The following is a 20,630-nucleotide window of genomic DNA, read 5'->3' as shown; positions in this document are numbered from 1 at the left end:
GTGAGAACCGTGTGAAAGTCGCACGAGGTCGGGGGGCAGGATGGGGGGATGAGCGCGTCCCGCGAGCACCCCTACCGCGTCACCGTCGTCTGCCACGGCAACATCTGCCGCTCGCCGATGGCCGAGTTCCTGCTGCGCGAGGCCTTCGACGACGCGGGGCTGGGCGACCGGGTGGTCGTCGACTCGGCCGGCACCTCCAGCGAGGAGCTCGGCAACGGCGCGCACCCCCGCACCGTCGCCACCCTGCGCCGGCACGGGCACCCGGACGTCGGATGGTCCGCGCACCGGGCCCGCCAGTTCCGCGCCGACGCCTTCGACGACAGCGACCTCGTGCTGGCCGCCGACCACCCGCACGACGAGCGCCTGCGCCGCATCGCGCGCGACGAGAACGACGCCGCCAAGGTGCGGCTGGTCCGCTCGTTCGACCCCGCGGCCGTGGCCGCCGGCGAGCTCGGGATGGACGACCCCTGGTACGGCGGCGACGCCGAGTACGAGCAGACCTACGCGGAGATCCGGGCCGCGGTGCCGGGCATCGTCGAGTACGTCCGCCGAGAGGTCGACGGCGCCTGACCCCGCAGCGCCCCGAGCAGGCGGACGCCGGCAGCGGGCCCGGGGCCGCCTCTGGGAGGATGGCCCCATGCCGAGCACGACCGACGCCGCCGCCTCCGGCCTCTCCCGCGCCCAGAGCCTCGCCGACCTCGACCCGCCCATCGCGCTCGGCGCCCTCGACGGGCGCTACCGCGGGGTCGTCGCGCCGCTCGTCGACCACCTGTCGGAGCCCGCGCTCAACCGGGCCCGGGTGCACGTCGAGGTCGAGTGGCTCATCCACCTCACCGACCACGAGGTGGTCCCCGGCGTCCGGCGCCTCACCGACGCGGAGAAGTCCGGCCTGCGCGAGGTCGTCGCCGGGTTCAGCGCCGCCGAGATCGACGAGATGGCGGCCACCGAGCGGGTCACCCAGCACGACGTCAAGGCGGTCGAGTACTTCCTCAAGGCCCGGCTGCGCGACCTGGCCCCCGCCTCCGAGGACGCCGGCCTGGCCGAGCTCATCCACTTCTGCTGCACCAGCGAGGACATCAACAACCTCTCCTACGCCGTGATGGTGCGCGGCGCCGTGCACGAGGTCTGGCTGCCCCGCGCCCGAGCGCTGGTCGACACCCTCACCTCGATGGCGCGCGACCTCGCCGACACCCCGCTGCTGGCGCACACCCACGGCCAGCCGGCCACGCCAACGACGATGGGCAAGGAGCTCGCGGTGCTGGCATGGCGCCTGCGCCGCCAGCTGCGCCGCATCGAGGACGCCGAGTTCCTGGGCAAGCTCAACGGTGCCACCGGCACCTACGGCGCGCACCTCGCTGCCGTCCCGGGCGCCGACTGGGAGGGCGTGAGCCGCTCCTTCGTCGAGCACCTCGGCCTCACCTGGAACCCGCTGACGACCCAGATCGAGAGCCACGACTGGCAGGCCGAGCTCTACTCCGACCTCGCGCGGTTCAACCGGGTGCTGCACAACATGTGCACCGACGTGTGGTCGTACATCTCGATGGGGTACTTCGCCCAGGTCCGCGGGCAGGGCACCGTCGGGAGCTCCACCATGCCGCACAAGGTCAACCCCATCCGCTTCGAGAACGCCGAGGCCAACCTCGAGGTCAGCAACGCCCTCCTCGACGTGCTGGCCGCCACGCTGGTGCAGAGCCGGCTGCAGCGCGACCTCACCGACTCCTCGATGCAGCGCAACATCGGCTCGGCCTTCGGCCACAGCCTCCTGGCCATCGACAACGCCCACCGCGGGCTCGACGGCCTGGATGCCGTGCCCGCCACCATGGCCGCCGACCTCGACGGCAACTGGGAGGTCCTCGGCGAGGCCGTGCAGTCGGCCATGCGGGCCCTCGGGGCGCAGGGTGTGGCCGGGATGGAGGAGCCGTACGAGCGGCTCAAGGAGCTCACCCGGGGCCGGCGCATCGGCCAGGACGACCTCGTCGCGTTCGTGCGCGGGCTGGGGCTGCCGGCCGAGGTCGAGGAGCGCCTGGCCGCGATGACCCCGCAGACCTACGTCGGGCTCGCGCCGGGGCTGGTCCGCCACCTTCCGTGACCCCGGGCCCCCGAACGTGTGTGAACACGCCGGGGTTTCTGCGGCGTGTTCACACACATTCGGGATGCCGCGGGCTGTGGGAGGGTGGGTCCGTGGCCAGCACCGACCCCCGCCCCGTCGACCGTGACGACCTCGACGGCATCGCGATGGCCCTGCCGGAGGTGACCCGCGAGGGCACCGACGAGCACCCGTCGTACGCCGTGCGGGGCAGGACCTTCGTGGTGTGGCGCGGCCCGCGCAAGGACGCGGTGGACGACGACGGCGAGCGGATGCCCGACGTCATCTGCATCTCCGTGCCCGGCCCCGACGACAAGGCCGCCATCCTCGGGCTGGGCGAGCCGTGGTTCACCACCCCGCACTTCGACGGGTACGACGCCGTCCTGGTGCGCGAGCGCGACCTGGGGCGGCTCGACTACCTCGAGCTGGCCGAGATCATCACCGACGCGTGGGCGACCAAGGCGCCGAAGAAGCTGGTCAAGGAGCACCTCGGCTGAGCCCGAGGTGCGCGAGTCGCCTCTCGGATGCTCCCCGGGATGACGCAGCGCGCCGGCATCACGTGGGCCGCGGCCCTCTGCTCCCCAGCGGGGAGCATCCGAGAGCCGTCCCGACCTCCCGGTGCGGCGCTCCCCAGCGGGGCCCGCGGGCCGCGCAGGTCAGGCGTCGAGGACGACGCTGCGGGTGAGATGGCGCGGGGCGTCGGGGTCGAGGCCACGCAGGGCGGCCAGGTCGGCCGCCAGCCGCTGCGCCAGCACCAGCTCGACGAGCGGGTCGTGCGAGGACTCCCGCACGCTGGCCCCCACGGCCCGCACGTCGTCGGCCAGCGCGGGCGGGGTCGCGCCGAACACCCACACGTGGCTGCGCTCGCCGGCCACCGCGACGGGCCCGTGCCGGAAGTCCAGCGCCGGGTAGCTCTCGGCCCACGCCTGGGCCGCTTCACGGATCTTCAGGGCCGCCTCGTCGGCGAGCCCGAGGGCCCAGCCCCGCCCCAGGTAGACGAAGTGCTCGAAGGGCGCCGGGTCGGGGCGGTCCCCGGCCAGGGCCTCGGCGCAGCGCTCGGGGAGGCCGGCGACGTCCTCGCCGAAGGCCGCGCGCCCCAGCAGCAGCACGCTCGTCGGGAACCGGGTCTGCACCACCGACGACTCGTCGGCCTCGGCCAGGACCAGCACGTCGTCGGCAGCCTCGCCCGCGGGCATCCCGTCGACGGCCGTCACGACCACGAGGCGCGGACCGGCCGTACCGCCGGCGCCGCCCCTGAAGCCCCGCAGCGCCTCGAGGACCTCGGTGGTCGTGCCCGAGCGGGTGATGGCGACGACGCGGTCCCAGGCCCGGGGACTGCCCGGCTCGGAGGCGTAGGCCCAGTCGGACTCGCCCAGCCCGGCACCCTCGCGCAGCACCGCCAGCGAGTGCGCCACGAAGGCCGAGGTCCCGCAGCCCACGAACAGCACCCGCTCACCGGGGGCCGCCAGCAGGGCGGTGGCCTCGGCGCGGCGCGCGAGCAGGGTGCGCCACACCGCGGGCTGGCTCTCGATCTCGCGCATCGTCGTCGTGTCGGATGCGGGGGGGCCGGTGGGGGCGGAGGGGGCGGAGGGCTGGCTCATCCCGCCATCCTGGCCCGGACCCGGCCCGGCGCCGCCCATCCGCGCAGCCGGACTGCGCGTTCGCGCAACGGCGACCGGCGCGGATGGTGGGATGGACCCATGGTCGGTACCGCGGACGAGGGCCGGGCGGCGCCGGTCACTCCGCGCCGCGCCACCCGGCTGGCCGGCATCGCCGACGCCGTACAGGCGGCCGGCCGCCTCGACGTCGAGGAGCTCGCCGACCGCCTCGGCCTGTCCCGCTCGTCGGTGCGCCGCGACCTCGCGGTCCTCGAGCGCCGAGGACTGGTGCGCCGCGTCCACGGCGGGGCCGGCGCGCGCGCCCGCGCCGAGCTCCCGGTGCGCTACCGCGACACCCGCCACCCGGAGGCCAAGGCCCGGATCGCCGCTGCCTGCGTCGAGGCCCTGCCGCACCGGCCGATGACGCTGGCCGTCTCGGGGGGGACGACCACGACCGAGGTCGCGCGCCGGCTGGTCGGCCGCTCGGGGCTCACCGTCGTGACCAACGCCATGAACATCGCCGTCGAGCTGGCGGCCCACCCCGGCATCCGGGTCGTCGTCGCCGGCGGCACGATGCGGCCCGAGAGCTACGAGGCCGTGGGTCCGATGACCGACCGCTTCGTCGAGGGCCTCGCCCTGGCCGTCACCGTGATGGGGGTCGACGGCATCTCGGCCGCGGGCGGTCTGACGACCCATGACCCCGCCGAGGCGCGCACCGACCGCGGGCTGGCCGAGCGCACGCAGCGGCTCGTCGTCGTGGCCGACTCCTCGAAGGTCGGCCGGGTGACGGCGGCGCCCATCCTGCCCGCCTCGCGCGCCGCCCTGCTCGTCACCGACGTCGGTGCCCCGGCCGCGGAGGTCGAGCGACTCCGGCAGGCCGGCGTCGAGGTGCTCCTGGTCTGAGCCGCCCCTCCGCACCCTCGACGCCGCGCCCCTGACGCCATCCGCCCCCCCACACACACCGACCTCGGAGGTCACCGTGCCCCTCACCACCACCGCCGCCCTCGTCGCCACCGCAGCCGCGGGCGGCCGCGCCGTCGTGGCCTTCAACGTCGTCACGCTCGAGCAGCTCGAGGGGGTGCTCCTCGGCGCGGAGCGGGCCGGCGCCCCGGTGATCCTGCAGGTCAGCGAGAACGCCGTCGCGTTCCACGGCGGCCGCGTCGGGCCGCTGGCCGCCGCGTGCCGCGCCGCGGCCGCGGACGCGACCATCGAGGCCTCCCTCCACCTCGACCACGCCACCGACCTCGACCTCGTCGCCTCCGCCGCCGCGCACGGCTTCTCGTCGGTGATGGTCGACGCCAGCCGGCTCCCGGACGCCGAGAACCGGGCCGTCACGGCCCGGGCCACCCGCGCCCTGCACGAGCAGGGGCTGCACGTCGAGGCCGAGCTCGGCGAGGTCGGCGGCAAGGACGGCGCCCACGCGCCGGGCGTGCGCACCGGCCCGGTCGAGGCGGCGCGGTTCGTCGAGGCCACCGGGGTCGACGCGCTCGCCGTCGCCGTCGGCAGCAGCCACGCCATGGCCACCCGCACGGCCACTCTCGACCACGACCTCGTCGCCCGGCTGCACGCCGCCGTGCCCGTGCCCCTGGTCCTGCACGGTTCGTCCGGCGTGCCCCCCGAGGAGCTGCGCCGGGCCGTCGCCGCGGGCATGACCAAGATCAACGTCGGCACCCTGCTGGGTCAGGCCTGGACCACCGCGGTGCGTGCCGGGCTGGGTGAGAACCCGCAGGTCATCGATCCCCGCAGGGTCCTCGGGCCCGCCCGGGAGGCGGTGGCGCAGGCCGTGTCGGGCGTTCTGCGCGACCTGCGGACCCCGGCTGTGACATCCTGACGGGAGGCCCCGGAGCCCGATTCGAACCCCATACCCTAGGGGGGTACTCTGGAGCCATGAGCGCGACCACCCCGGACCCCGCGGCGACGCCCCCGCCGGGCTACTCCGCCACCAAGGACGCCCAGCTCAAGCGGCTGCGCCGGATCGAGGGCCAGGTGCGCGGCATCGCCCGCATGGTCGAGAACGACGTGTACTGCATCGACGTCCTCACCCAGGTCAGCGCCGCGACCCGCGCTCTCCAGGCCGTCAGCGTCGGCCTCCTCGAGGAGCACATCGCGCACTGCGTCGTCACCGCCGCCCGTGAGTCGGACGAGGCCGCCGCCGCCAAGGTCGGCGAGGTCACGACCGCTGTCACGCGGCTGCTGAGGAGCTGAGATGACCCAGACCACCGACCGCCCCACCGGCGAGGTCCACGAGGTCGACCTCGCGATCACCGGGATGACCTGCGCCTCGTGCTCGGCACGCATCGAGAAGAAGCTCGGCCGCCTCGACGGGGTCGACGCCGTCGTGAACCTCGCCACCGAGAAGGCCACGGTGCGCTGGACCGGCCCGATCACCGTCGACGAGCTGATCAGCACCGTGCGCCGCACCGGGTACGGCGCCGAGGTCCTGGAGGCGGCGTCCCCGGCCGACCCGGCCGGCCCCGCCTCCCAGGACGACCTCCGCTCGCGCGCCCTCTCGGCCGCCGCCCTCACCGTGCCCGTCGTCGTCCTCGCGATGGTGCCGGGCGCCGACGTCCCCAACAGCCCCTGGGTGCAGCTGGTCCTGGCGACGCCCGTCGTGCTCTGGGCCGGCTGGCCGTTCCACCGCGCAGCCGCCCAGGCCGCCCGGCACCGCGCGTCGACCATGGACACCCTCGTCTCGCTCGGCGTGCTGGCCGCCTACCTGTGGTCGCTGGTCGTCGTGGTCAGCGGCCGCGCCGGCGGGATGGCGGGCGAGGGCTCGCACGTGTGGTTCGAGTCGGCCACCGTGGTCACCACGTTCCTGCTCATCGGGCGCTGGATGGAGGCCCGCGCCACCGACCGCACCCGCGACGCCCTGCGCGGCCTCCTCGACCTCGGGGCCAAGGAGGCCTCCGTCCTGCGGACCGACGCCGCCTCGGGCGCCACCGTCGAGCAGCGCGTCCCGGCGTCCGACCTCGTCGTCGGCGACCGCTTCCTGGTCCGCCCCGGCGAGAAGGTCGCCACCGACGGCGTGGTGCGCGACGGCTCGAGCAGCATCGACGCCGCTCTCGTCACCGGGGAGTCCCAGCCCGTCGACGTCGGCCCGGGCGACGGCGTCACCGGTGGCACCGTCAACACCACCGGCCGCCTCGTCGTCGAGGCCACCGGGGTCGGCGCCGACACCACCCTGGCCGGCATCGCCCGCCTCGTCGAGCGGGCCCAGACCTCCAAGGCCCCGGTGCAGCGCCTCGCCGACCGGGTGTCGTCGGTGTTCGTGCCGGTGGTGCTGGCCCTGGCCGCCGTCACGTTCGCCGCCTGGTGGGCCATCGGCGGCGACGCCGTGCGCGCCCTCGAGGTCGCGATCTCGGTGCTGGTCATCGCCTGCCCCTGCGCGCTCGGGCTCGCCACCCCCACGGCCCTGCTGGTCGGCACCGGTCGCGGCGCCCGGCTCGGCATCCTCATCAAGGGCGCCGACGTCCTCGAGGACACCCGGCGCATCGACACCATCGTGCTCGACAAGACCGGCACGGTGACCACCGGCGCCATGACCCTGGTGCAGGTCGTCACCGTCGGCCGCCTGCTGAAGGACCAGGCCCTGCGCGCGGCCGCCGCCGTCGAGGACGGCAGTGAGCACCCGGTGGCCCGCGCCATCGTCACCGCCGCCGGCGCCCGGGCCCTGCGCCTGCCCGCCGTCACCGCCTTCGAGTCCCTGCCGGGCGCCGGCGCCCGCGCCGTGGTCAACGGCACCCTGGTCACCGTCGGGCGCGCCGAGCTGTTCGACGAGGTACCCGACGAGGTCGCGCGCCCCACCGCCGAGGGCACCACGGTCTGGGTCGGCTGGGGCGGGCGCGCCCGCGCCTCGCTCACCGTCGCCGACACCGTGCGGCGCAGCTCGGCGCGCGCCGTACGGGACCTCGCGGAGGCCGGGCTCACCACCTACCTGCTGACCGGCGACCACGACCGCGCGGCCGTCACCGTCGCCCGCGACGTCGGCATCCCCGTGGGCCGGGTCGTGGCCGACGTGCGACCCGAGGACAAGCACGCCATGATCGCCGACCTGCAGCGTCGCGGCCGGGTCGTGGCGATGGTGGGCGACGGCGTCAACGACGCGGCCGCCCTGGCCCAGGCCGACCTCGGCATCGCCATGGGCAGCGGCACCGACGTCGCGGCCGAGGCCTCCGACATCGTGCTGCTGCGCTCGGAGCTGCCGGCCGTGGTCGACGCCATCGCACTCTCCCGGGCGACGCTGCGCACCATCCGGCAGAACCTGGCCTGGGCGTTCGGCTACAACGTGGCCGCCGTCCCGCTGGCGGTGGCCGGCGTGCTCAGCCCCATGGTCGCCGGTGCGGCGATGGCCGCGTCGAGCGTGCTGGTGGTGAGCAACAGCCTGCGGCTGCGGCGCTGGTCGCGCGCCCGCTGAGGGGGCGCGCCGGGGCCGAGGCCCCGGAGGGTCAGACGACGACCTCGCCCTGAGGCGTGTCGAACGTGACGGCCATGAGTCCGGGCGTGCCGTGGGGCGAGACGAACGAGAACTCGATGACCGACGAGGTGTAGTCGGCCGGCAGGCCCAGCCAGTCGCGGACCCGCTCGGGGTCGCCGGCGATAGTGAGCGACTCGATGGTCACCTCGGTGTCGGCGTCCTGCGAGGGGTGCGGCGCCTCGTCGTCCCACTTGATGAAGAACGGCAGCTGCGGGTCGGCCTGGAGGCCCTTGACACCGATCTGCTGCCAGCGCAGCTCGACGCCGTCGGGGCGGCGCCGGTTACCCTGGACGGCCTCGCGGCCCAGGCGGGCCTCCTGCTCGGCGATGTCGTCGACCCGCACGACCCAGCCGAGCCAGCCGCCGCCGGCCTCGGAGCGGGCGCGGACGACCTGCCCGAAGGGGGCCTTGTCGGCCGCGGGGTGCTCGAGCACCTCGACGACCTCGACGTACCGCTCGTGGGCGAGCGGCAGGATGACATTGCGCGTCCCGAAGCGCGGGTGGATCCCCCCGTCGACCGGCCGGACGCCGATCAGCTTCGCGAGACGCTCGGCCGTCGCGTGCACGCCATCGTGCTCGGCCGCGTAGACGACGTGGTCAACTCGCATGCCTGTCATGGTCGCATATGCGCGCGGGTGCTCCGGACACGGGTCCGAGGGCCCCGCACCCGGTATCCCTGCGGTCCCAGGAGCCCCACCCGTCTCAGGACGAGCGCTGTCGGACCGCCTCGTAGACCACGACGGCTGCGCTCACCCCGGCGTTGAGGGAGTTGACCTGCCCCGCCATCGGGATGCGGACACGGGCGTCGGCGGCGGCCAGCAGCTCGTCGGTGAGGCCGGTCTTCTCGGTGCCCACGGCGATGGCGACGGCCCCGCGGTAGTCGACCGCCGTATGCAGGACGTCGGTGTGCGGCGTGGTGGCCACGATCCGGATGTCGTTGACGTGCAACCACTCCCGCACCTCGGCCAGGGAGGCCGCGGCCACCGGCACCGAGAACACCGCGCCCTTGCTGGCCCGTACGACGTTGGGGTTGCCCCAGTCGGTGGCGGGGTCGGCGGCGACCACGGCGGCCACCCCGGCGGCGTCGGCGGTACGCAGCACCGAGCCGAGGTTGCCGGGCTTCTCGAGCGCCTCGACCACCACCACCAGCGGGTCCGGGGGCAGCACCAGATGGCTGAGCGCGACCCCGGCCGCGGGCACCACCGCGACGAACCCGTCGGGCCCCTCCCGGTAGGCCACCTTCTCGAACGCCGAGCGTGCGCAGCGGATGGTCGTGGCCCCCAGCGCGCGCACCTCGTCGACCAGCGCGAGCTGCTCGTCGGGGTCGAGCATCAGCTCGGGGCAGTACAGCAGGGTGCGCGGGACGACCCCGGCCCCCACCGCCAGGCGCAGCTCCTCGTAGCCGTCGACGACCGTGACGCCCTCCTCCTCGCGGGTGCGGCGCCGGCGCAGCGCGGCGACCGCCTTGAGGCGGGGGTTGGCGGGGGAGGTGACGTTCAGCTCGGCCATGGCGGCCCCAGCATCCCACGCCTCCCGGCGCGCCCGGCGGCTGCGGCGTCAGCGCGCCCCCGGGTGCGGTAGACATGCCTGATGACCAGCACGGACACGCGCGCGCACCAGCAGCGGCGCGCCCGCCGGCTCGGCCGGGCCGCGGCCTACGGCCTGGTGGTGGCGACGGTCTTCTTCTCGGTCGGCTTCCTGGTCCGCAGCAAGTGGGACCCGCTGATCAACGCGGACGACGCCGCCATCCGCGCCCTGGTCCCGATCACCCGCGACCACCCCTGGCTGCTGGACTTCTGGCTCTTCTGGCAGGCCGCCTTCCTCCCCCGCAACCTCTACGCCGTCGGGACGGTGCTGTGCCTCTGGGTGTGGCTCGGCAAGGGGCTGCGCACCCGCGCGTGGTGGGCGTTCGGGACGATGATGGTCGCCTGGTTCATCGAGTACGCCGCCAAGCTCGTCTTCCAGCGAGCGCGCCCGGTGGTGGAGGACCCGGTCTCCAAGGCCCCCGGCTTCTCCTTCCCGTCCGGCCACGCGCTCGGCTCGGCCGCCTTCTTCACCACCGCCGTCCTCCTGCTCTGGCCGGTCGTCACGTCCCGGGCCTGGCGCGCGGTCATGGTCACGGCGTCCGTGGTGCTCGTCGTGCTCACCGCCCTCGACCGCACCTTCCTCGGGGTTCACTACCCCAGCGACGTCACCGTCGGGGTGGTCACCGGGGCCGGGCTGGTCCTGGCCTCCTACGCGGGGTACGCCAACTGGAACCCGCGCGACCGCGAGGCCGCGCACGACCCCGACATCGACCCCCACCCCGGCGACGACGACATCGCCGACGACCGCCACACCGCCCACCAGGAGCGCTGATGTCCATCCTCACCCGCTGGGACGACCCCACCCGGCCCACCGTCCGCGAGGCCGTGCGCGACGCCTTCGTACGCGCCGTCCTCCCGGCGATCCCTCTGTTCGTGGTGATCGTGGCCATCGGGCTGGTCATCATGAAGCCGCTCGGCGGCTTCAAGGCCGAGAACTCGGTCAACACCTGGCTGGCCGCGCAGCGCACCGCCACCGGCAACGCCGTCACCAAGGTGATGTCGATGATCGGCAACACCGAGTACGTCATCGCCGTCGGCATCGTGGTGGCGCTCGTGGTCCTGTGGCGAACCCGGAAGTGGTGGTACGCCGTCATCCCGCTCCTGGCGATCTCGGTGCAGGCCACCGTGTTCGTCATCGCGACGGCGGTCGTCGGGCGCAGCCGGCCGCCGGTCGAGCGGCTCGACCCGGCGCCGCCGACATCGAGCTACCCCAGCGGGCACGTCGGCGCCTCGACCGCCCTCTACGTCTCGTTCGCCCTGATGGCCACCCGCATCCAGAACGTCGCCGCGCGCCGCATCCTCGTGGTGCTGTGCATCGTGGTGCCGTTCCTCGTCTCGTTCGCGCGGCTCTACCGGGGCGCGCACCACGTCACCGACGTTCTCATGGGCGCGGTCAACGGCGTGGTCTGTGCACTGCTGGCCTGGGGCTACCTGCGCCGCGACGCGCACGCGGTGGCCGAGCGCCCCGACGCCGCCGGCGACCGCCGGGCTCAGAGCCGGGCGTAGCGCGCCCGGGCGAAGCTGTAGACGCCGTAGCCCGCGATCCCGAGGGCCACGAGCGTCAGCAGCACCCGGCCGAACGGCAGCCCGAGGAAGGTCTTGAGCGCGCCGTCGAGACCCTTGACGTCCTGGGCGTCGGCGGTCCAGGCGGCCACGAAGAAGAAGATGCCGACGATGACCAGCGCCACGCCCTTGGCGATGTAGCCGACCCGGCCGGCCCGGACCGCCCACTGGCCCGGGTGCTCGACGAGGTCCTCGAGGAACTTCTTCTGGTACCCCTTGTAGACGTGGTAGCCGGCGATGCCGAGGATCACCAGGCCCACCACCACGAGGACCAGCCGGCCCAGCACGCTGCCGGTGAGCGCCGCGGCGAAGCCCTCCGTCTGCTTCTCGCTGTGGCTGCCGGCGTCGAGGCCCACCAGCTTGAAGGTGGTCCACGCGAAGAACAGGTAGACGACGCCCTTGCTCGCCAGCTTGACCAGGTCGGCCTTGTCGTGGCGGCGCACGAACCCCTCGCTGAGGTTCCACACGCCGAGGAGGAGGAAGCCGACGACGGCGACCCAGAGCAGGGCTCTCCCCGTGCCCGAGCCGGCCAGGGTCCTGAGCGCCCCGGACGAGTCGGCCTCCTTGGAGCCCCCGCCCACCCCCCAGGCGATCTTGACGGCGATCCAGGCGATGAGGAGGTGCAGCACACCCAGGATCGCGAACCCGACCCGGGCGCCGTACTCGACCACCGGGCTCTCGTTCGCTTGGTGGGTGGCGCGGGTGGCGTCGGCGAGGTCCATGGCGCTCACCCTGCCACCTGCGGGGACGCCGCGTCGAGATCCCGACGGCCCGGGGTGGGTGCCCCCGGAGGCCGGCTCAGGCCAGGGTGCGCAGGACGTCGACGAGCCCGTGCTCGTCGACGTGGCCGGTGACGTCGTCGGCGGCGGCCTTGACCTCGTCGGGCGCGTTGCCCATCGCGACCCCGCGGGCGGCCCAGCGCAGCATCTCGAGGTCGTTGCGCTGGTCGCCGACGGCCAGGGTCAGCCGCGGCTCGACGCCGAGCCGCCGCCGGACCGTCTCGAGCGCGGCGGCCTTCGACACCCCCTCGGGCGTGATGTCCAGCCAGGCGCTCCAGCCCACGGCGTACTCGACGCCGTGCAGCCCGATGCGCTCGGCGCCGGCGAGGAAGTCCTCGTCGGTGCCCTCGGGGTCACGGATGGTGACCCGGGTGACCGGGTGTGCCATCAGCTCCTCGAAGCTGACGACCTGGGGCGTGCCGTCGAGCTCGCCGTCGGGGAAGGGCGCCGACACCTTGAAGCCGACGCCGATCTCCTCGACCGCGACCAACGCGGTGGGGAACTCCGCGCGCAGCACCCGCAGGGCCGGGGCGGGGTCGAAGGTGACGGCCTCGAGCACCTCGTAGCCGTCGAGCAGTGCGGGGTCGAGCCGCAGGGTGATCGCGCCGTTGGCACAGACCGCGTACCCCGTGCTGAGACCGAGCGCCTCGAGCACCGGGAGGGTGCCGATCACCGCGCGGCCGGTGGCGAGGGTGAGGTGGTGCCCGGCGTCGGCCACTGCGCGCACCGCTGCCCGGACGGGCTCGTGGAGGTGGCCGTCGTGGTCGACGGTGGTGCCGTCGATGTCGAGGCAGACCAGGTGTGGGGAAGTCATCGGACGCCACGCTACCGAGGCCGGATGAACGCACGGTGGACGGCGACCGTCGGGGGCCCCCGCAGACACGGCGACGCCCCCTCTCGCGTGGAGAGGGGGCGTCGTCATGGCGTGGTCACAGCCCCTGCGACAGTGGCCACGTCGGTGGCCTCGAGCCCCTGCGCTCTTGACCGCCTCTAGATGAGTACTTTACGAACTCTTTACCTTCACCGCAGCACTTACGGACGGCCGATTTCGGGTCTGGCCGAACGGACGAGGCGGGCATCGGCCGTTCGGCCGATCTCCCCGGACGTTCGGGCCCGAGCGCCCTCAACGGCTTGCCGCGGGGCGGAGGGGATGGGTGGAGGCGGGCGCCGTCCGCGGGGTCAGCGGACGGGCGTCAGGACGTCGAGCCCGACCAGCGGGCGCAGCACCTCGGGCACCACCACGGAGCCGTCGGCCTGCTGGTGGTTCTCGACGATGGCGACCAGCCAGCGCGTCGTGGCCAGGGTGCCGTTCAGGGTCGCGGCGACCTCGTTGCCCGTCGAGCCCCGGTAGCGCGTGTTGAGGCGCCGGGCCTGGAAGGTCGTGCAGTTCGAGGTCGAGGTGAGCTCGCGGTGGCGCCCCTGGGTCGGCACCCACGCCTCGCAGTCGTACTTGCGCGCGGCCGGGCCGCCGAGGTCGCCGGCCGCGGTGTCGATGACCCGGAACGGCAGGCCGAGCGCGGTCAGCATCTCCTTCTCGAGGCGCAGCAGGTTCTCGTGCTCGGCCTGGGCGTCCTCGGGCCGGCAGTAGACGAACATCTCGATCTTGTTGAACTGGTGGACCCGGATGATGCCCCGGGTGTCCTTGCCGTACGAGCCGGCCTCGCGGCGGTAGCAGGTCGACTGGCCGGCATAGCGCAGCGGGCCGTTGGAGAGGTCGACGACCTCGTCGGCGTGGTAGCCGGCGAGCGCGACCTCCGAGGTACCGGTGAGGTACAGGTCGTCGGCCTCGAGCCGGTAGACCTCGTCGGCGTGGTGGTCGAGGAAGCCCGCGCCGGCCATCACGTCGGGCTTGACCAGGGTGGGCGTGACCATCGGGACGAAGCCCAGGCCGATGGCGCGCTGCATGGCCAGGTGCAGCATCGCCATCTCGAGGCGGGCGCCCACGCCCTTGAGGAAGTAGAACCGCGAGCCGGCGACCTTGGCCCCGCGCTCCATGTCGACGGCGTCGAGGCCCTCCATCAGCGTCAGGTGGTCGCGGGGCTCGAACCCCTCGGCCGCGAAGTCGCGCGGCGTGCCGACCTCCTCGAGGACCACGTAGTCGTCCTCGCCGCCGGCCGGGACCTCGGGCTCGACGACGTTGCCGATGGTGCGCATCAGGGTGTCGAGCTCGACCTGGGCCTCGTCGGCGGTGGCCTGGAGCGCCTTGACCTGGGCGGCGAGCTCCTTGGTGCGCGCGAGGAGGGCCTGCTTCTGCTCGCCCTGCGCCTTCGCGACGTCCTTGCCCATCGACTTCTGCTCGGCCCGCAGCTGCTCGTACGCGGTGAGGGAGGAGCGGCGGCGCTCGTCGGCGGCGAGCACGGCGTCGACGACGCCGTCGTCCTCGCCGCGGGCGCGCTGGCTCGCCCGTACCGTGTCGGGGTCGTCCCGGAGCAGCCTGATGTCGATCACCCGCGGAGTCTATCGACGGCGCGCGGGGGCCCCGACGGCTCGGCGCCCCGCTCGAGAGGAGGAGACACGCAGGCGGAGCCTCCGATGGCTCCGCGTGTCGCCTCCTCTCGATGCGGACGCGGGTCAGTCCGGGCGGCCGGTGACGAGCAGGCCCGCACCGAGCCCGACCATCATCAGGCCGCCCGCGCCGCCCACTCGCTCCATCCGGCGCGGAGAGCCGGCGAACCAGTCGCGGAAGCGCGACGCCAGCAGCGCGACCGTGCCGTCGCCGACCAGGGCGATGACGGCGAAGACCGGCCCCAGCACGAGCAGCTGCAGACCGACCTGCCCGGCCGGGTCGACGAACTGCGGCAGCACCGCGGCCAGCAGCACGAACGACTTGGGGTTGGTCACGCCGACGACGAAGCCGGTGCGCAGCGCGTGCAGGGTGGGCGTGGCCTGGGGCACGGCCCCCACCAGCGCCGCGGCGCTCTCGCGGCGATGGCGCAGGGCCTGCACGCCGAGCCACACCAGGTAGAGCGCGCCCACCACCTTCAGCACTGTGTACGCAGCGGCGCTGGCGGCGATGACCGGGCCCAGCCCCACCGCGAGCCCGATGATCTGGGTCTGCACCCCGAGGGCGTTGCCGGCCACGGTGAGCAGCGCCTCGCGACGCCCCGACGACAGGGCGCGGCCGATGGTGAACAGGATGCTGGGGCCGGGGATCGCGATGATCACGGCCGAGGCCAGGGCGAAGGCCAGCACGGTGGGGACGGACGGCACGGGACCAGTGTGGAGCCGCACTCCCCGTGCCGGCATCCCCTTTCCACCGGCCGGCCCACAGCTCGCCCGCACCGCCGCGGAACCCCGCTCAGCCGACACCCGCGTGCCGGCGCACGACCCCCGCGAAGGCATCCGTGAGGGCCCGGGCGGCCATCGCCGCCGCGGGCTCGTCGCGCTCGGCCGCGGCCAGCAGGGCGGGCAGGTCGTAGCCGTCGGCGGCGACCCGCGCCGGGTCCCACCGCCGCATCCGCCCGGCCCCGGCCTCGGGATGGAACTGCAGCCCCCAGGCGCGCTCCCCCACCCGGAAGGCCTGCACCGGGCAGTCGTCGCTCTCGGCCAGGTGCACGGCGCCCGGGGGCAATGAGGTGACGGCGTCGCGGTGGTTCTCCAACGCCGGGAAGGTCCCGGGCAGCGGCCCCAGCAGCGGGTCACCGGCCGACTCGGGCCGGCGCCGGATGCCCACCAGCCCGCGCTCGGGGCGGCCGTGGTCGGCCGCCACCTCGCCCCCCGCGACCAGGGCCAGCAGCTGCCCGCCCAGGCAGACGCCCAACAGCGGCACCCCGCCGGCCAGGGCCGCCTCGGCCAGCCGGCGCTCGCGGGGCAGCCACGGCGCCCGCTGGTCGGCATCCGGCATGAACCCGCCACCCAGCAGCAGCACGCCCGCGTGCCCGACCGGGTGCTCGGGGACGTCGTCGCCCGCCACCGGGGTGAGCGCCAGCCCGAGCTCCGCCAGCCGGTCACCGACCCGGCCGGGCCCGCTGTCGGGGTCGTTGACGACCACGAGCACCGAGGGGGCGGGCGGGTTCGGCGTCACGGCCCGGCGACCGCGGGGTCGGCCTCGCGGCGGGCGTCGAGCCGGCGCATGACCGGCGTGGCCAGCACGCCGTGCACCAGCACCGACAGCCCGATGGTGAAGCCGACGGTCGACCACAGCCAGCGCTCCTCGGCGAAGGGCGTGGCCCCCGCGGCGTACGCGAGGTAGTAGATGGTGCCGACCCCGCGGACGCCGAAGAAGGCCACGACCAGGCGCTCGCGGCGGTCGAGCCGGCCGCGCACGCCCTCCTCGCACCGGTAGCCGAGGAAGGAGACGTAGCCGGCGACGGGACGGATGACGAACACCAGCGTCACCCCGAGGACCACCCCGCGCCAGTCGAGGTTGGCCAGCAGGCCGTTGGTCAGGGCGAAGCCGAGGGTCAGCAGCACGATGAGGGTCAGCAGCGTCTCGAGCCGGTGCACCACGTCGTGCATGTGCCCGTGGAAGTCGCTGTCGCGGTCGACCGAGCGGATGGTCAGCGCGCACGCGAAGACCGCCAGGAAGCCGTAGCCCTCGACCAGCTCGGCCACCCCGTAGGCCAGCAGGAAGGCGGCGATGGCCACCAGCGGCTCGCCCACCTCGGCCAGGCGCAGTGAGCGCGCCGGGGCGCGGAACACCAGCTTCGCCACGGCCCAGCCGACCGCCACCCCGGCCAGGGTCCCGACCACGACCTTGCCCACCAGCTCCCACGCCAGCCACTGCCCGAACCAGCCCGAGGCGGCGCCCTTGGACGCCAGGAAGACCGCGGCGTACACGAACGGGAACGCCAGCCCGTCGTTGAGCCCGGCCTCGCTGGTCAGGGCGAAGCGCACCTCGTCGGTCTCGTCGATCTCGTCGACGTCGCCCTCCTGGGTCGGTCCGTCGACCTGCACCTCGGACGCGAGCACGGGGTCGGTGGGCGAGAGGGCCGCCCCGAGCAGGAGCGCCGCCGGCAGGGCCACCCCGAGCGGCCCCCACGCCAGCAGGGCCACGCCCGCGGTCGTCAGCGGCAGCCCCACCGCCAGCAGCCGCCAGGCCGGCCCCCATGCCCGCCACGAGCGCGCCACCCGCCAGCGCAGCGGCCGGTCGAGGGCGAGCCCGACGCCCATGAGCGCCACCAGCACGGTCACCTCGGTGACGTGCTCGATGACCGGGCGCAGCGCGAGCGGGTCGACCACGATCCCGGTCGAGAGCGGCAGCAGCCCGACCAGCATCCCGGTGACCACCAGGACGATGGGGGCCGACAGGGCGTAGCGGTGCAGCACCTGCGGCAGGACCGCGGCGAGCAGGAGCGAGGCTCCGAGGACGACGTAGACCAGCGTCGCGGTCACGACGTGGTGCTCACCGGGGCGGCCCCGACGTCGTGCAGGTGGTGGGCGAGGTCGTGCAGCCCGTAGCGGCCCAGCCCGAGCACGGTGAAGAGGCTGCCGTTCGAGCGGCGGCCGGTGCGCTCCCACGCGTCGTCGGGCACCGCAGCGAGGGTGCGGCCCCACCCGGCGGCGCCCTCGGCCAGCCCGGCCGCCACCACGGCCGGGTCCTGCTCGCCGTAGCGGTCGCGCACGGCCGTCGCGTCCTGGTCCCAGTCGTCGAAGGTCGGGTCGTCGTGGTCCTGCATCAGCCGGACGCGCTCGTCGAAGAGGCGGCAGACGTCGCGCACGTGGCAGCCGTACTCGAGCGGCGACCAGGTCGACGGGGCGGGGCGCGCGGTGGCATCGGGCCGCCGCAGGACCTCGGCCCAGGGGGCGGTGACGGCGGCCAGGACGCCGGTCAGGTCGGCCCGCGCGACCTCGCCCGCGACGAAGCCGCAGTCCGGGCACGGGCGCTCCAGCGTCCACGTCCAGTCCTTGGTGTCGGGCACGACCGCGCCGGCCTCGGCCTCACTCATGTCCGGAAGCCTACGGGGGCTCACCAGCGACGATGCCACTCCTGTACGTTGCCCCCTGTGTCAGGCGAGACGTGGACCTTCGTGGGAATCGGGATCGCGGTCGTCTTCGCGATCGTCGGTGCCGTCCTGCTGCTGACCTCCCGCGAGGACGGGCGGCACGCACGCGCCGCGCGACCGACGCGCGACACCTTCCGTTCCGGAGAGGACGAGATGCCCCCACGCAAGAGGGTGGCCGTCATCGTCAACCCCACGAAGTTCGACGATCTCGACGCCGTGCGCCGCCAGCTGGCCGACGTGTGCGCCGCCCACGAGTGGGACGAGCCGCTGCTGCTCGAGACCACCCAGGAGGACGTGGGCTTCGGCCAGACCCGCGAGGCCCTCGAGCAGAAGGTCGACCTGGTGTGTGCCCTCGGCGGTGACGGCACCGTACGCGCGGTGGCCGAGGAGCTCGTGGGCTCGGGCACCCCGATGGGCCTGCTGCCCGGCGGCACCGGCAACCTGCTGGCGCGCAACCTGGAGCTGCCGGTCGACGAGCTGCAGAAGGCGATGGTCGTCGCGCTCACCGGCCGCAACCGCCGCATCGACGCCGCCTGGGTCTCCCTCGACGCCGACGACCCGGCCCTGACCCTGGAGCCCGGCGTCGGCGAGAACTCCAGCGCCGGCCACCACCGCCACGCGTTCTTCGTGATGGCCGGGATGGGCCTGGACGCCGAGATCATGGACTCGACCTCCGAGACGCTGAAGAAGCGCATCGGGTGGGCCGCCTACGTCCCCTCGGGCTTCCAGCACTGGTTGAAGGACCGCTTCACCGTCACGCTCACCTGCGACGGCGGCACCCCCGAGACCGAGCGCGCCCGCATGCTGGTCGTCGGCAACTGCGGCAAGATCACCGGCGGCATCGACCTGATGCCCGACGCCGAGCCCGACGACGGCCTGCTCGACGTCATCGTGCTCACCCCCCGCGGGGTCGCCGCGTGGGCCAGCGTCGCCGCCCGGGTCATCACCCGCAGCGACCGCACCAGCCGTGACCTGTCGCGGCACAAGTGCACCGGCGCCACCGTCTCGGTCGACGAGCACCAGCGGGTGCAGGTCGACGGCGACATCCTCGGCGAGGCCAGCCGCTTCTCGGTCGAGATCGAGCCGCGCGCCCTCATCGTGCGCACCGAGAGCGGCAAGGCGCCCGCCGCGGAGTGACCGCGGCGGCTGCGCTCAGCTGGTACCCCTGCGCTCGCGCCACGGCCGCTCGAACGGCAGCCGCCAGGTGAACGGTGCGATCAGCTGGTGGATCTGGTTCGGGCCCCACGTGCCCTGCGCGTACGGGTGCACCGTCGGCGGGTTGTCGAGGATCGGCTGGCTGATCTCCCACAGCCGCTCGATGCCGGTGGCGGACGTGAACAGGGTGCGGTCGCCCCGGGCGGCGTCGTAGATGAGCCGCTCGTAGGCCTCGAGCACCGCACCGGCCCAGTCGGTCTCGCCCATCGCGAACTGCATCGACAGCTTGTCGAGCCGGAACCCGGGGCCGGGGCGCTTGCCGTAGAACGACAGCGACATCCGCGAGCGGTCGGCCAGGTCGAAGGTCAGGTGGTCGGGGCCCTGGTCGCCCACACCGCTGCCCTTGGGGAACATCGACTGCGGCGGCTCCTTGAACGCGATGGAGATGATCCGCGCCCCCTCGGCCAGCCGCTTGCCGGTGCGCAGGAAGAACGGGACACCGGCCCAGCGCCAGTTGTCGACGTAGCACTTCAGCGCCACGAAGGTCTCGGTCTCGGAGTCGCCGCTGACGCCGGGTTCGTCGTGGTAGCCGGTGTACTGCCCGCGCACGACGTCGGCCGGCTGGATGGGCTGCATCGAGCGGAAGACCTTGTTCTTCTCGCGGCTGATGGCCAGCGGCTCGAGCGCGGTCGGCGGCTCCATCGCCGTGAAGGCCAGGATCTGGAACAGGTGGGTGACCACCATGTCGCGGTAGGCGCCGGTGGTCTCGTAGAAGTCGGCGCGCTGGCTCAGACCCAGGGTCTCGGGCACGTCGATCTGGACGTGGCTGATGTTGTTGCGGTGCCAGATCGGCTCGAACAGCCCGTTGGCGAAGCGGAAGGCCAGGATGTTCTGGGCCGCCTCCTTGCCGAGGAAGTGGTCGATGCGGAAGATCTGGTCCTCGTCGAAGACCTCGTGCAGCTGGGCGTTGAGCGCCACCGCCGTGGCGTGGTCGTGGCCGAACGGCTTCTCCATCACCACCCGGGAGCGGTCGACCAGGTGGGCGTCGGCGATGGTGCGGACCGCGGCGAGGGCGGCCTTGGGCGGCACGGCCAGGTAGTGCAGGCGCAGCTCGGTGTCGCCGGGGAACTGCTCCTCGGCGCGCAGCACCGCGGCCTCGAGGGCATCGGGGCCGGCCGACAGCGCGACGTAGTCGAGGCGCTGCGCGAAGTCCTTCCAGTCGGCCTCGTCGCGCGGGCGGGTCGAGTGCTCCTTGACCGCGGTCTCGGCCAGGGTGCGGAACTCGTCGGCGGTCATGTCGTCGAGCGAGGTGCCGACGACGCGCAGGTCGTCGAGCAGGCGCGACTGGAACAGGTGCAGCAGGCCGGGGATGAGCTTGCGCTTCGCCAGGTCGCCGGTGGCGCCGAAGAGGATGACGGTCGTGGGCGCGGTCATGGCACCAGCCT

General features: G+C 74.1%; 21 protein-coding genes. 10 read left to right on the top strand and 11 right to left on the bottom strand.

What is annotated here, in order from left to right; genetic code table 11:
* Window positions 1-48: 48 nt before the first annotated feature.
* The 3 genes from ATL31_RS09255 to ATL31_RS09245 all read left to right on the top strand — a co-directional run bounded on the left by ATL31_RS09255 (window position 49) and on the right by ATL31_RS09245 (window position 2,583).
* Entirely contained in the window at window positions 49-570 is a 522-nt protein-coding gene (locus ATL31_RS09255) for a low molecular weight protein-tyrosine-phosphatase (RefSeq protein ID WP_101395511.1), read from the top strand.
* Window positions 571-637: 67 nt separating this feature from the next.
* Complete coding sequence (gene purB / locus ATL31_RS09250; RefSeq protein WP_101395510.1) at window positions 638-2,089, top strand: adenylosuccinate lyase; 1,452 nt, start codon at window positions 638-640, stop codon at window positions 2,087-2,089.
* Between the two features lie 92 nt (window positions 2,090-2,181).
* Window positions 2,182-2,583 carry a hypothetical protein gene (locus ATL31_RS09245; RefSeq protein ID WP_211283997.1) on the top strand — a complete coding sequence of 134 codons (402 nt, stop codon included), beginning with the start codon at window positions 2,182-2,184 and terminating at the stop codon, window positions 2,581-2,583.
* 159 nt (window positions 2,584-2,742) lie between these two features.
* Here ATL31_RS09245 and ATL31_RS09240 read toward each other — a convergent pair whose 3' ends face one another.
* Window positions 2,743-3,687, bottom strand: a complete 945-nt coding sequence (locus tag ATL31_RS09240; protein WP_245862189.1) for an SIS domain-containing protein — start codon at window positions 3,685-3,687, stop codon at window positions 2,743-2,745.
* A 99-nt stretch (window positions 3,688-3,786) separates the two neighbouring features.
* On the opposite strand from ATL31_RS09240, the gene ATL31_RS09235 reads away from it, so the two are divergent.
* The 4 genes from ATL31_RS09235 (at window position 3,787) to ATL31_RS09220 (ending at window position 8,098) form a co-directional block, all read left to right on the top strand.
* A complete protein-coding gene (locus tag ATL31_RS09235) occupies window positions 3,787-4,587 on the top strand; it encodes a DeoR/GlpR family DNA-binding transcription regulator (RefSeq protein WP_101395509.1) in 801 nt (266 codons plus the stop codon).
* Window positions 4,588-4,663: 76 nt separating this feature from the next.
* Window positions 4,664-5,515 (top strand): class II fructose-bisphosphate aldolase, encoded by an 852-nt coding sequence (locus ATL31_RS09230; protein WP_101395508.1) that lies wholly within the window; start codon window positions 4,664-4,666, stop codon window positions 5,513-5,515.
* Between the two features lie 56 nt (window positions 5,516-5,571).
* Window positions 5,572-5,889 carry a metal-sensitive transcriptional regulator gene (locus tag ATL31_RS09225; protein ID WP_101395507.1) on the top strand — a complete coding sequence of 106 codons (318 nt, stop codon included), beginning with the start codon at window positions 5,572-5,574 and terminating at the stop codon, window positions 5,887-5,889.
* A gap of 1 nt (window position 5,890) precedes the next feature.
* Window positions 5,891-8,098, top strand: coding sequence for a heavy metal translocating P-type ATPase (locus ATL31_RS09220; RefSeq protein WP_101395506.1), 2,208 nt, complete (start codon window positions 5,891-5,893; stop codon window positions 8,096-8,098).
* Window positions 8,099-8,129: 31 nt separating this feature from the next.
* On the opposite strand, the gene ATL31_RS09215 is transcribed toward ATL31_RS09220, so the two are convergent.
* Window positions 8,130-8,765, bottom strand: coding sequence for a VOC family protein (locus ATL31_RS09215; RefSeq protein WP_101395505.1), 636 nt, complete (start codon window positions 8,763-8,765; stop codon window positions 8,130-8,132).
* 94 nt (window positions 8,766-8,859) lie between these two features.
* Window positions 8,860-9,666 carry a TrmH family RNA methyltransferase gene (locus ATL31_RS09210; RefSeq protein WP_101395504.1) on the bottom strand — a complete coding sequence of 269 codons (807 nt, stop codon included), beginning with the start codon at window positions 9,664-9,666 and terminating at the stop codon, window positions 8,860-8,862.
* Window positions 9,667-9,747: 81 nt separating this feature from the next.
* Between ATL31_RS09210 and ATL31_RS09205 the strand changes: the two genes are divergently transcribed.
* Together ATL31_RS09205 and ATL31_RS09200 are read left to right on the top strand one after the other, a co-directional pair.
* Complete coding sequence (locus ATL31_RS09205) at window positions 9,748-10,515, top strand: phosphatase PAP2 family protein (RefSeq protein WP_101395503.1); 768 nt, start codon at window positions 9,748-9,750, stop codon at window positions 10,513-10,515.
* Window positions 10,515-11,249: a phosphatase PAP2 family protein gene (locus tag ATL31_RS09200; RefSeq protein ID WP_101395502.1), complete on the top strand. Its 735-nt coding sequence runs from the start codon at window positions 10,515-10,517 to the stop codon at window positions 11,247-11,249. Before ATL31_RS09205 ends, ATL31_RS09200 begins: the two co-directional genes overlap by 1 nt.
* On the opposite strand, the gene ATL31_RS09195 is transcribed toward ATL31_RS09200, so the two are convergent.
* The 7 genes from ATL31_RS09195 to ATL31_RS09165 form a co-directional block, all read right to left on the bottom strand.
* Window positions 11,234-12,028 carry a DUF1206 domain-containing protein gene (locus ATL31_RS09195; protein ID WP_101395501.1) on the bottom strand — a complete coding sequence of 265 codons (795 nt, stop codon included), beginning with the start codon at window positions 12,026-12,028 and terminating at the stop codon, window positions 11,234-11,236. The genes ATL31_RS09200 and ATL31_RS09195 overlap by 16 nt on opposite strands.
* 76 nt (window positions 12,029-12,104) lie before the next feature.
* Entirely contained in the window at window positions 12,105-12,899 is a 795-nt protein-coding gene (locus ATL31_RS09190) for an HAD family hydrolase (RefSeq protein ID WP_101395500.1), read from the bottom strand.
* Between the two features lie 365 nt (window positions 12,900-13,264).
* Window positions 13,265-14,533: a serine--tRNA ligase gene (gene serS, locus ATL31_RS09185; protein WP_101395499.1), complete on the bottom strand. Its 1,269-nt coding sequence runs from the start codon at window positions 14,531-14,533 to the stop codon at window positions 13,265-13,267.
* Window positions 14,534-14,656: 123 nt separating this feature from the next.
* Window positions 14,657-15,295 (bottom strand): LysE family translocator, encoded by a 639-nt coding sequence (locus tag ATL31_RS09180; protein ID WP_245862186.1) that lies wholly within the window; start codon window positions 15,293-15,295, stop codon window positions 14,657-14,659.
* 88 nt (window positions 15,296-15,383) lie between these two features.
* Window positions 15,384-16,109 carry a type 1 glutamine amidotransferase gene (locus tag ATL31_RS09175; RefSeq protein ID WP_101395497.1) on the bottom strand — a complete coding sequence of 242 codons (726 nt, stop codon included), beginning with the start codon at window positions 16,107-16,109 and terminating at the stop codon, window positions 15,384-15,386.
* Window positions 16,106-17,419 carry a cation:proton antiporter gene (locus ATL31_RS09170; RefSeq protein ID WP_101395496.1) on the bottom strand — a complete coding sequence of 438 codons (1,314 nt, stop codon included), beginning with the start codon at window positions 17,417-17,419 and terminating at the stop codon, window positions 16,106-16,108. The genes ATL31_RS09175 and ATL31_RS09170 overlap by 4 nt, the downstream gene beginning before the upstream one ends.
* Window positions 17,416-17,973 carry a DinB family protein gene (locus ATL31_RS09165; RefSeq protein ID WP_101395495.1) on the bottom strand — a complete coding sequence of 186 codons (558 nt, stop codon included), beginning with the start codon at window positions 17,971-17,973 and terminating at the stop codon, window positions 17,416-17,418. Before ATL31_RS09165 ends, ATL31_RS09170 begins: the two co-directional genes overlap by 4 nt.
* 81 nt (window positions 17,974-18,054) lie before the next feature.
* Here ATL31_RS09165 and ATL31_RS09160 point away from each other — a divergent pair, with 81 nt between their 5' ends.
* Entirely contained in the window at window positions 18,055-19,167 is a 1,113-nt protein-coding gene (locus ATL31_RS09160; protein WP_245862183.1) for a diacylglycerol/lipid kinase family protein, read from the top strand.
* Between the two features lie 15 nt (window positions 19,168-19,182).
* On the opposite strand, the gene zwf is transcribed toward ATL31_RS09160, so the two are convergent.
* Window positions 19,183-20,619, bottom strand: coding sequence for a glucose-6-phosphate dehydrogenase (gene zwf, locus ATL31_RS09155; protein WP_101395494.1), 1,437 nt, complete (start codon window positions 20,617-20,619; stop codon window positions 19,183-19,185).
* Between the last annotated feature and the right edge of the window lie 11 nt (window positions 20,620-20,630).

The sequence above is a fragment of the Phycicoccus duodecadis genome, assembly GCF_002846495.1.
Taxonomy (GTDB): Bacteria; Actinomycetota; Actinomycetes; order Actinomycetales; family Dermatophilaceae; genus Phycicoccus; species Phycicoccus duodecadis.
This window is presented reverse-complemented; position numbering and strand designations above follow the sequence as displayed.

What these genes read in the sequence shown, in the direction of transcription:
- ATL31_RS09255 (WP_101395511.1), top strand. Translation starts at nt 49, where the DNA reads ATGAGCGCGTCCCGCGAGCACCCCTACCGCGTCACCGTCGTCTGCCAC.
- purB (WP_101395510.1), top strand. Translation starts at nt 638, where the DNA reads ATGCCGAGCACGACCGACGCCGCCGCCTCCGGCCTCTCCCGCGCCCAG.
- ATL31_RS09240 (WP_245862189.1), bottom strand. Translation starts at nt 3,687, where the DNA reads ATGAGCCAGCCCTCCGCCCCCTCCGCCCCCACCGGCCCCCCCGCATCC.
- ATL31_RS09235 (WP_101395509.1), top strand. Translation starts at nt 3,787, where the DNA reads ATGGTCGGTACCGCGGACGAGGGCCGGGCGGCGCCGGTCACTCCGCGC.
- ATL31_RS09225 (WP_101395507.1), top strand. Translation starts at nt 5,572, where the DNA reads ATGAGCGCGACCACCCCGGACCCCGCGGCGACGCCCCCGCCGGGCTAC.
- ATL31_RS09220 (WP_101395506.1), top strand. Translation starts at nt 5,891, where the DNA reads ATGACCCAGACCACCGACCGCCCCACCGGCGAGGTCCACGAGGTCGAC.
- ATL31_RS09215 (WP_101395505.1), bottom strand. Translation starts at nt 8,765, where the DNA reads ATGCGAGTTGACCACGTCGTCTACGCGGCCGAGCACGATGGCGTGCAC.
- ATL31_RS09210 (WP_101395504.1), bottom strand. Translation starts at nt 9,666, where the DNA reads ATGGCCGAGCTGAACGTCACCTCCCCCGCCAACCCCCGCCTCAAGGCG.
- ATL31_RS09205 (WP_101395503.1), top strand. Translation starts at nt 9,748, where the DNA reads ATGACCAGCACGGACACGCGCGCGCACCAGCAGCGGCGCGCCCGCCGG.
- ATL31_RS09200 (WP_101395502.1), top strand. Translation starts at nt 10,515, where the DNA reads ATGTCCATCCTCACCCGCTGGGACGACCCCACCCGGCCCACCGTCCGC.
- ATL31_RS09195 (WP_101395501.1), bottom strand. Translation starts at nt 12,028, where the DNA reads ATGGACCTCGCCGACGCCACCCGCGCCACCCACCAAGCGAACGAGAGC.
- ATL31_RS09190 (WP_101395500.1), bottom strand. Translation starts at nt 12,899, where the DNA reads ATGACTTCCCCACACCTGGTCTGCCTCGACATCGACGGCACCACCGTC.
- ATL31_RS09165 (WP_101395495.1), bottom strand. Translation starts at nt 17,973, where the DNA reads ATGAGTGAGGCCGAGGCCGGCGCGGTCGTGCCCGACACCAAGGACTGG.
- zwf (WP_101395494.1), bottom strand. Translation starts at nt 20,619, where the DNA reads ATGACCGCGCCCACGACCGTCATCCTCTTCGGCGCCACCGGCGACCTG.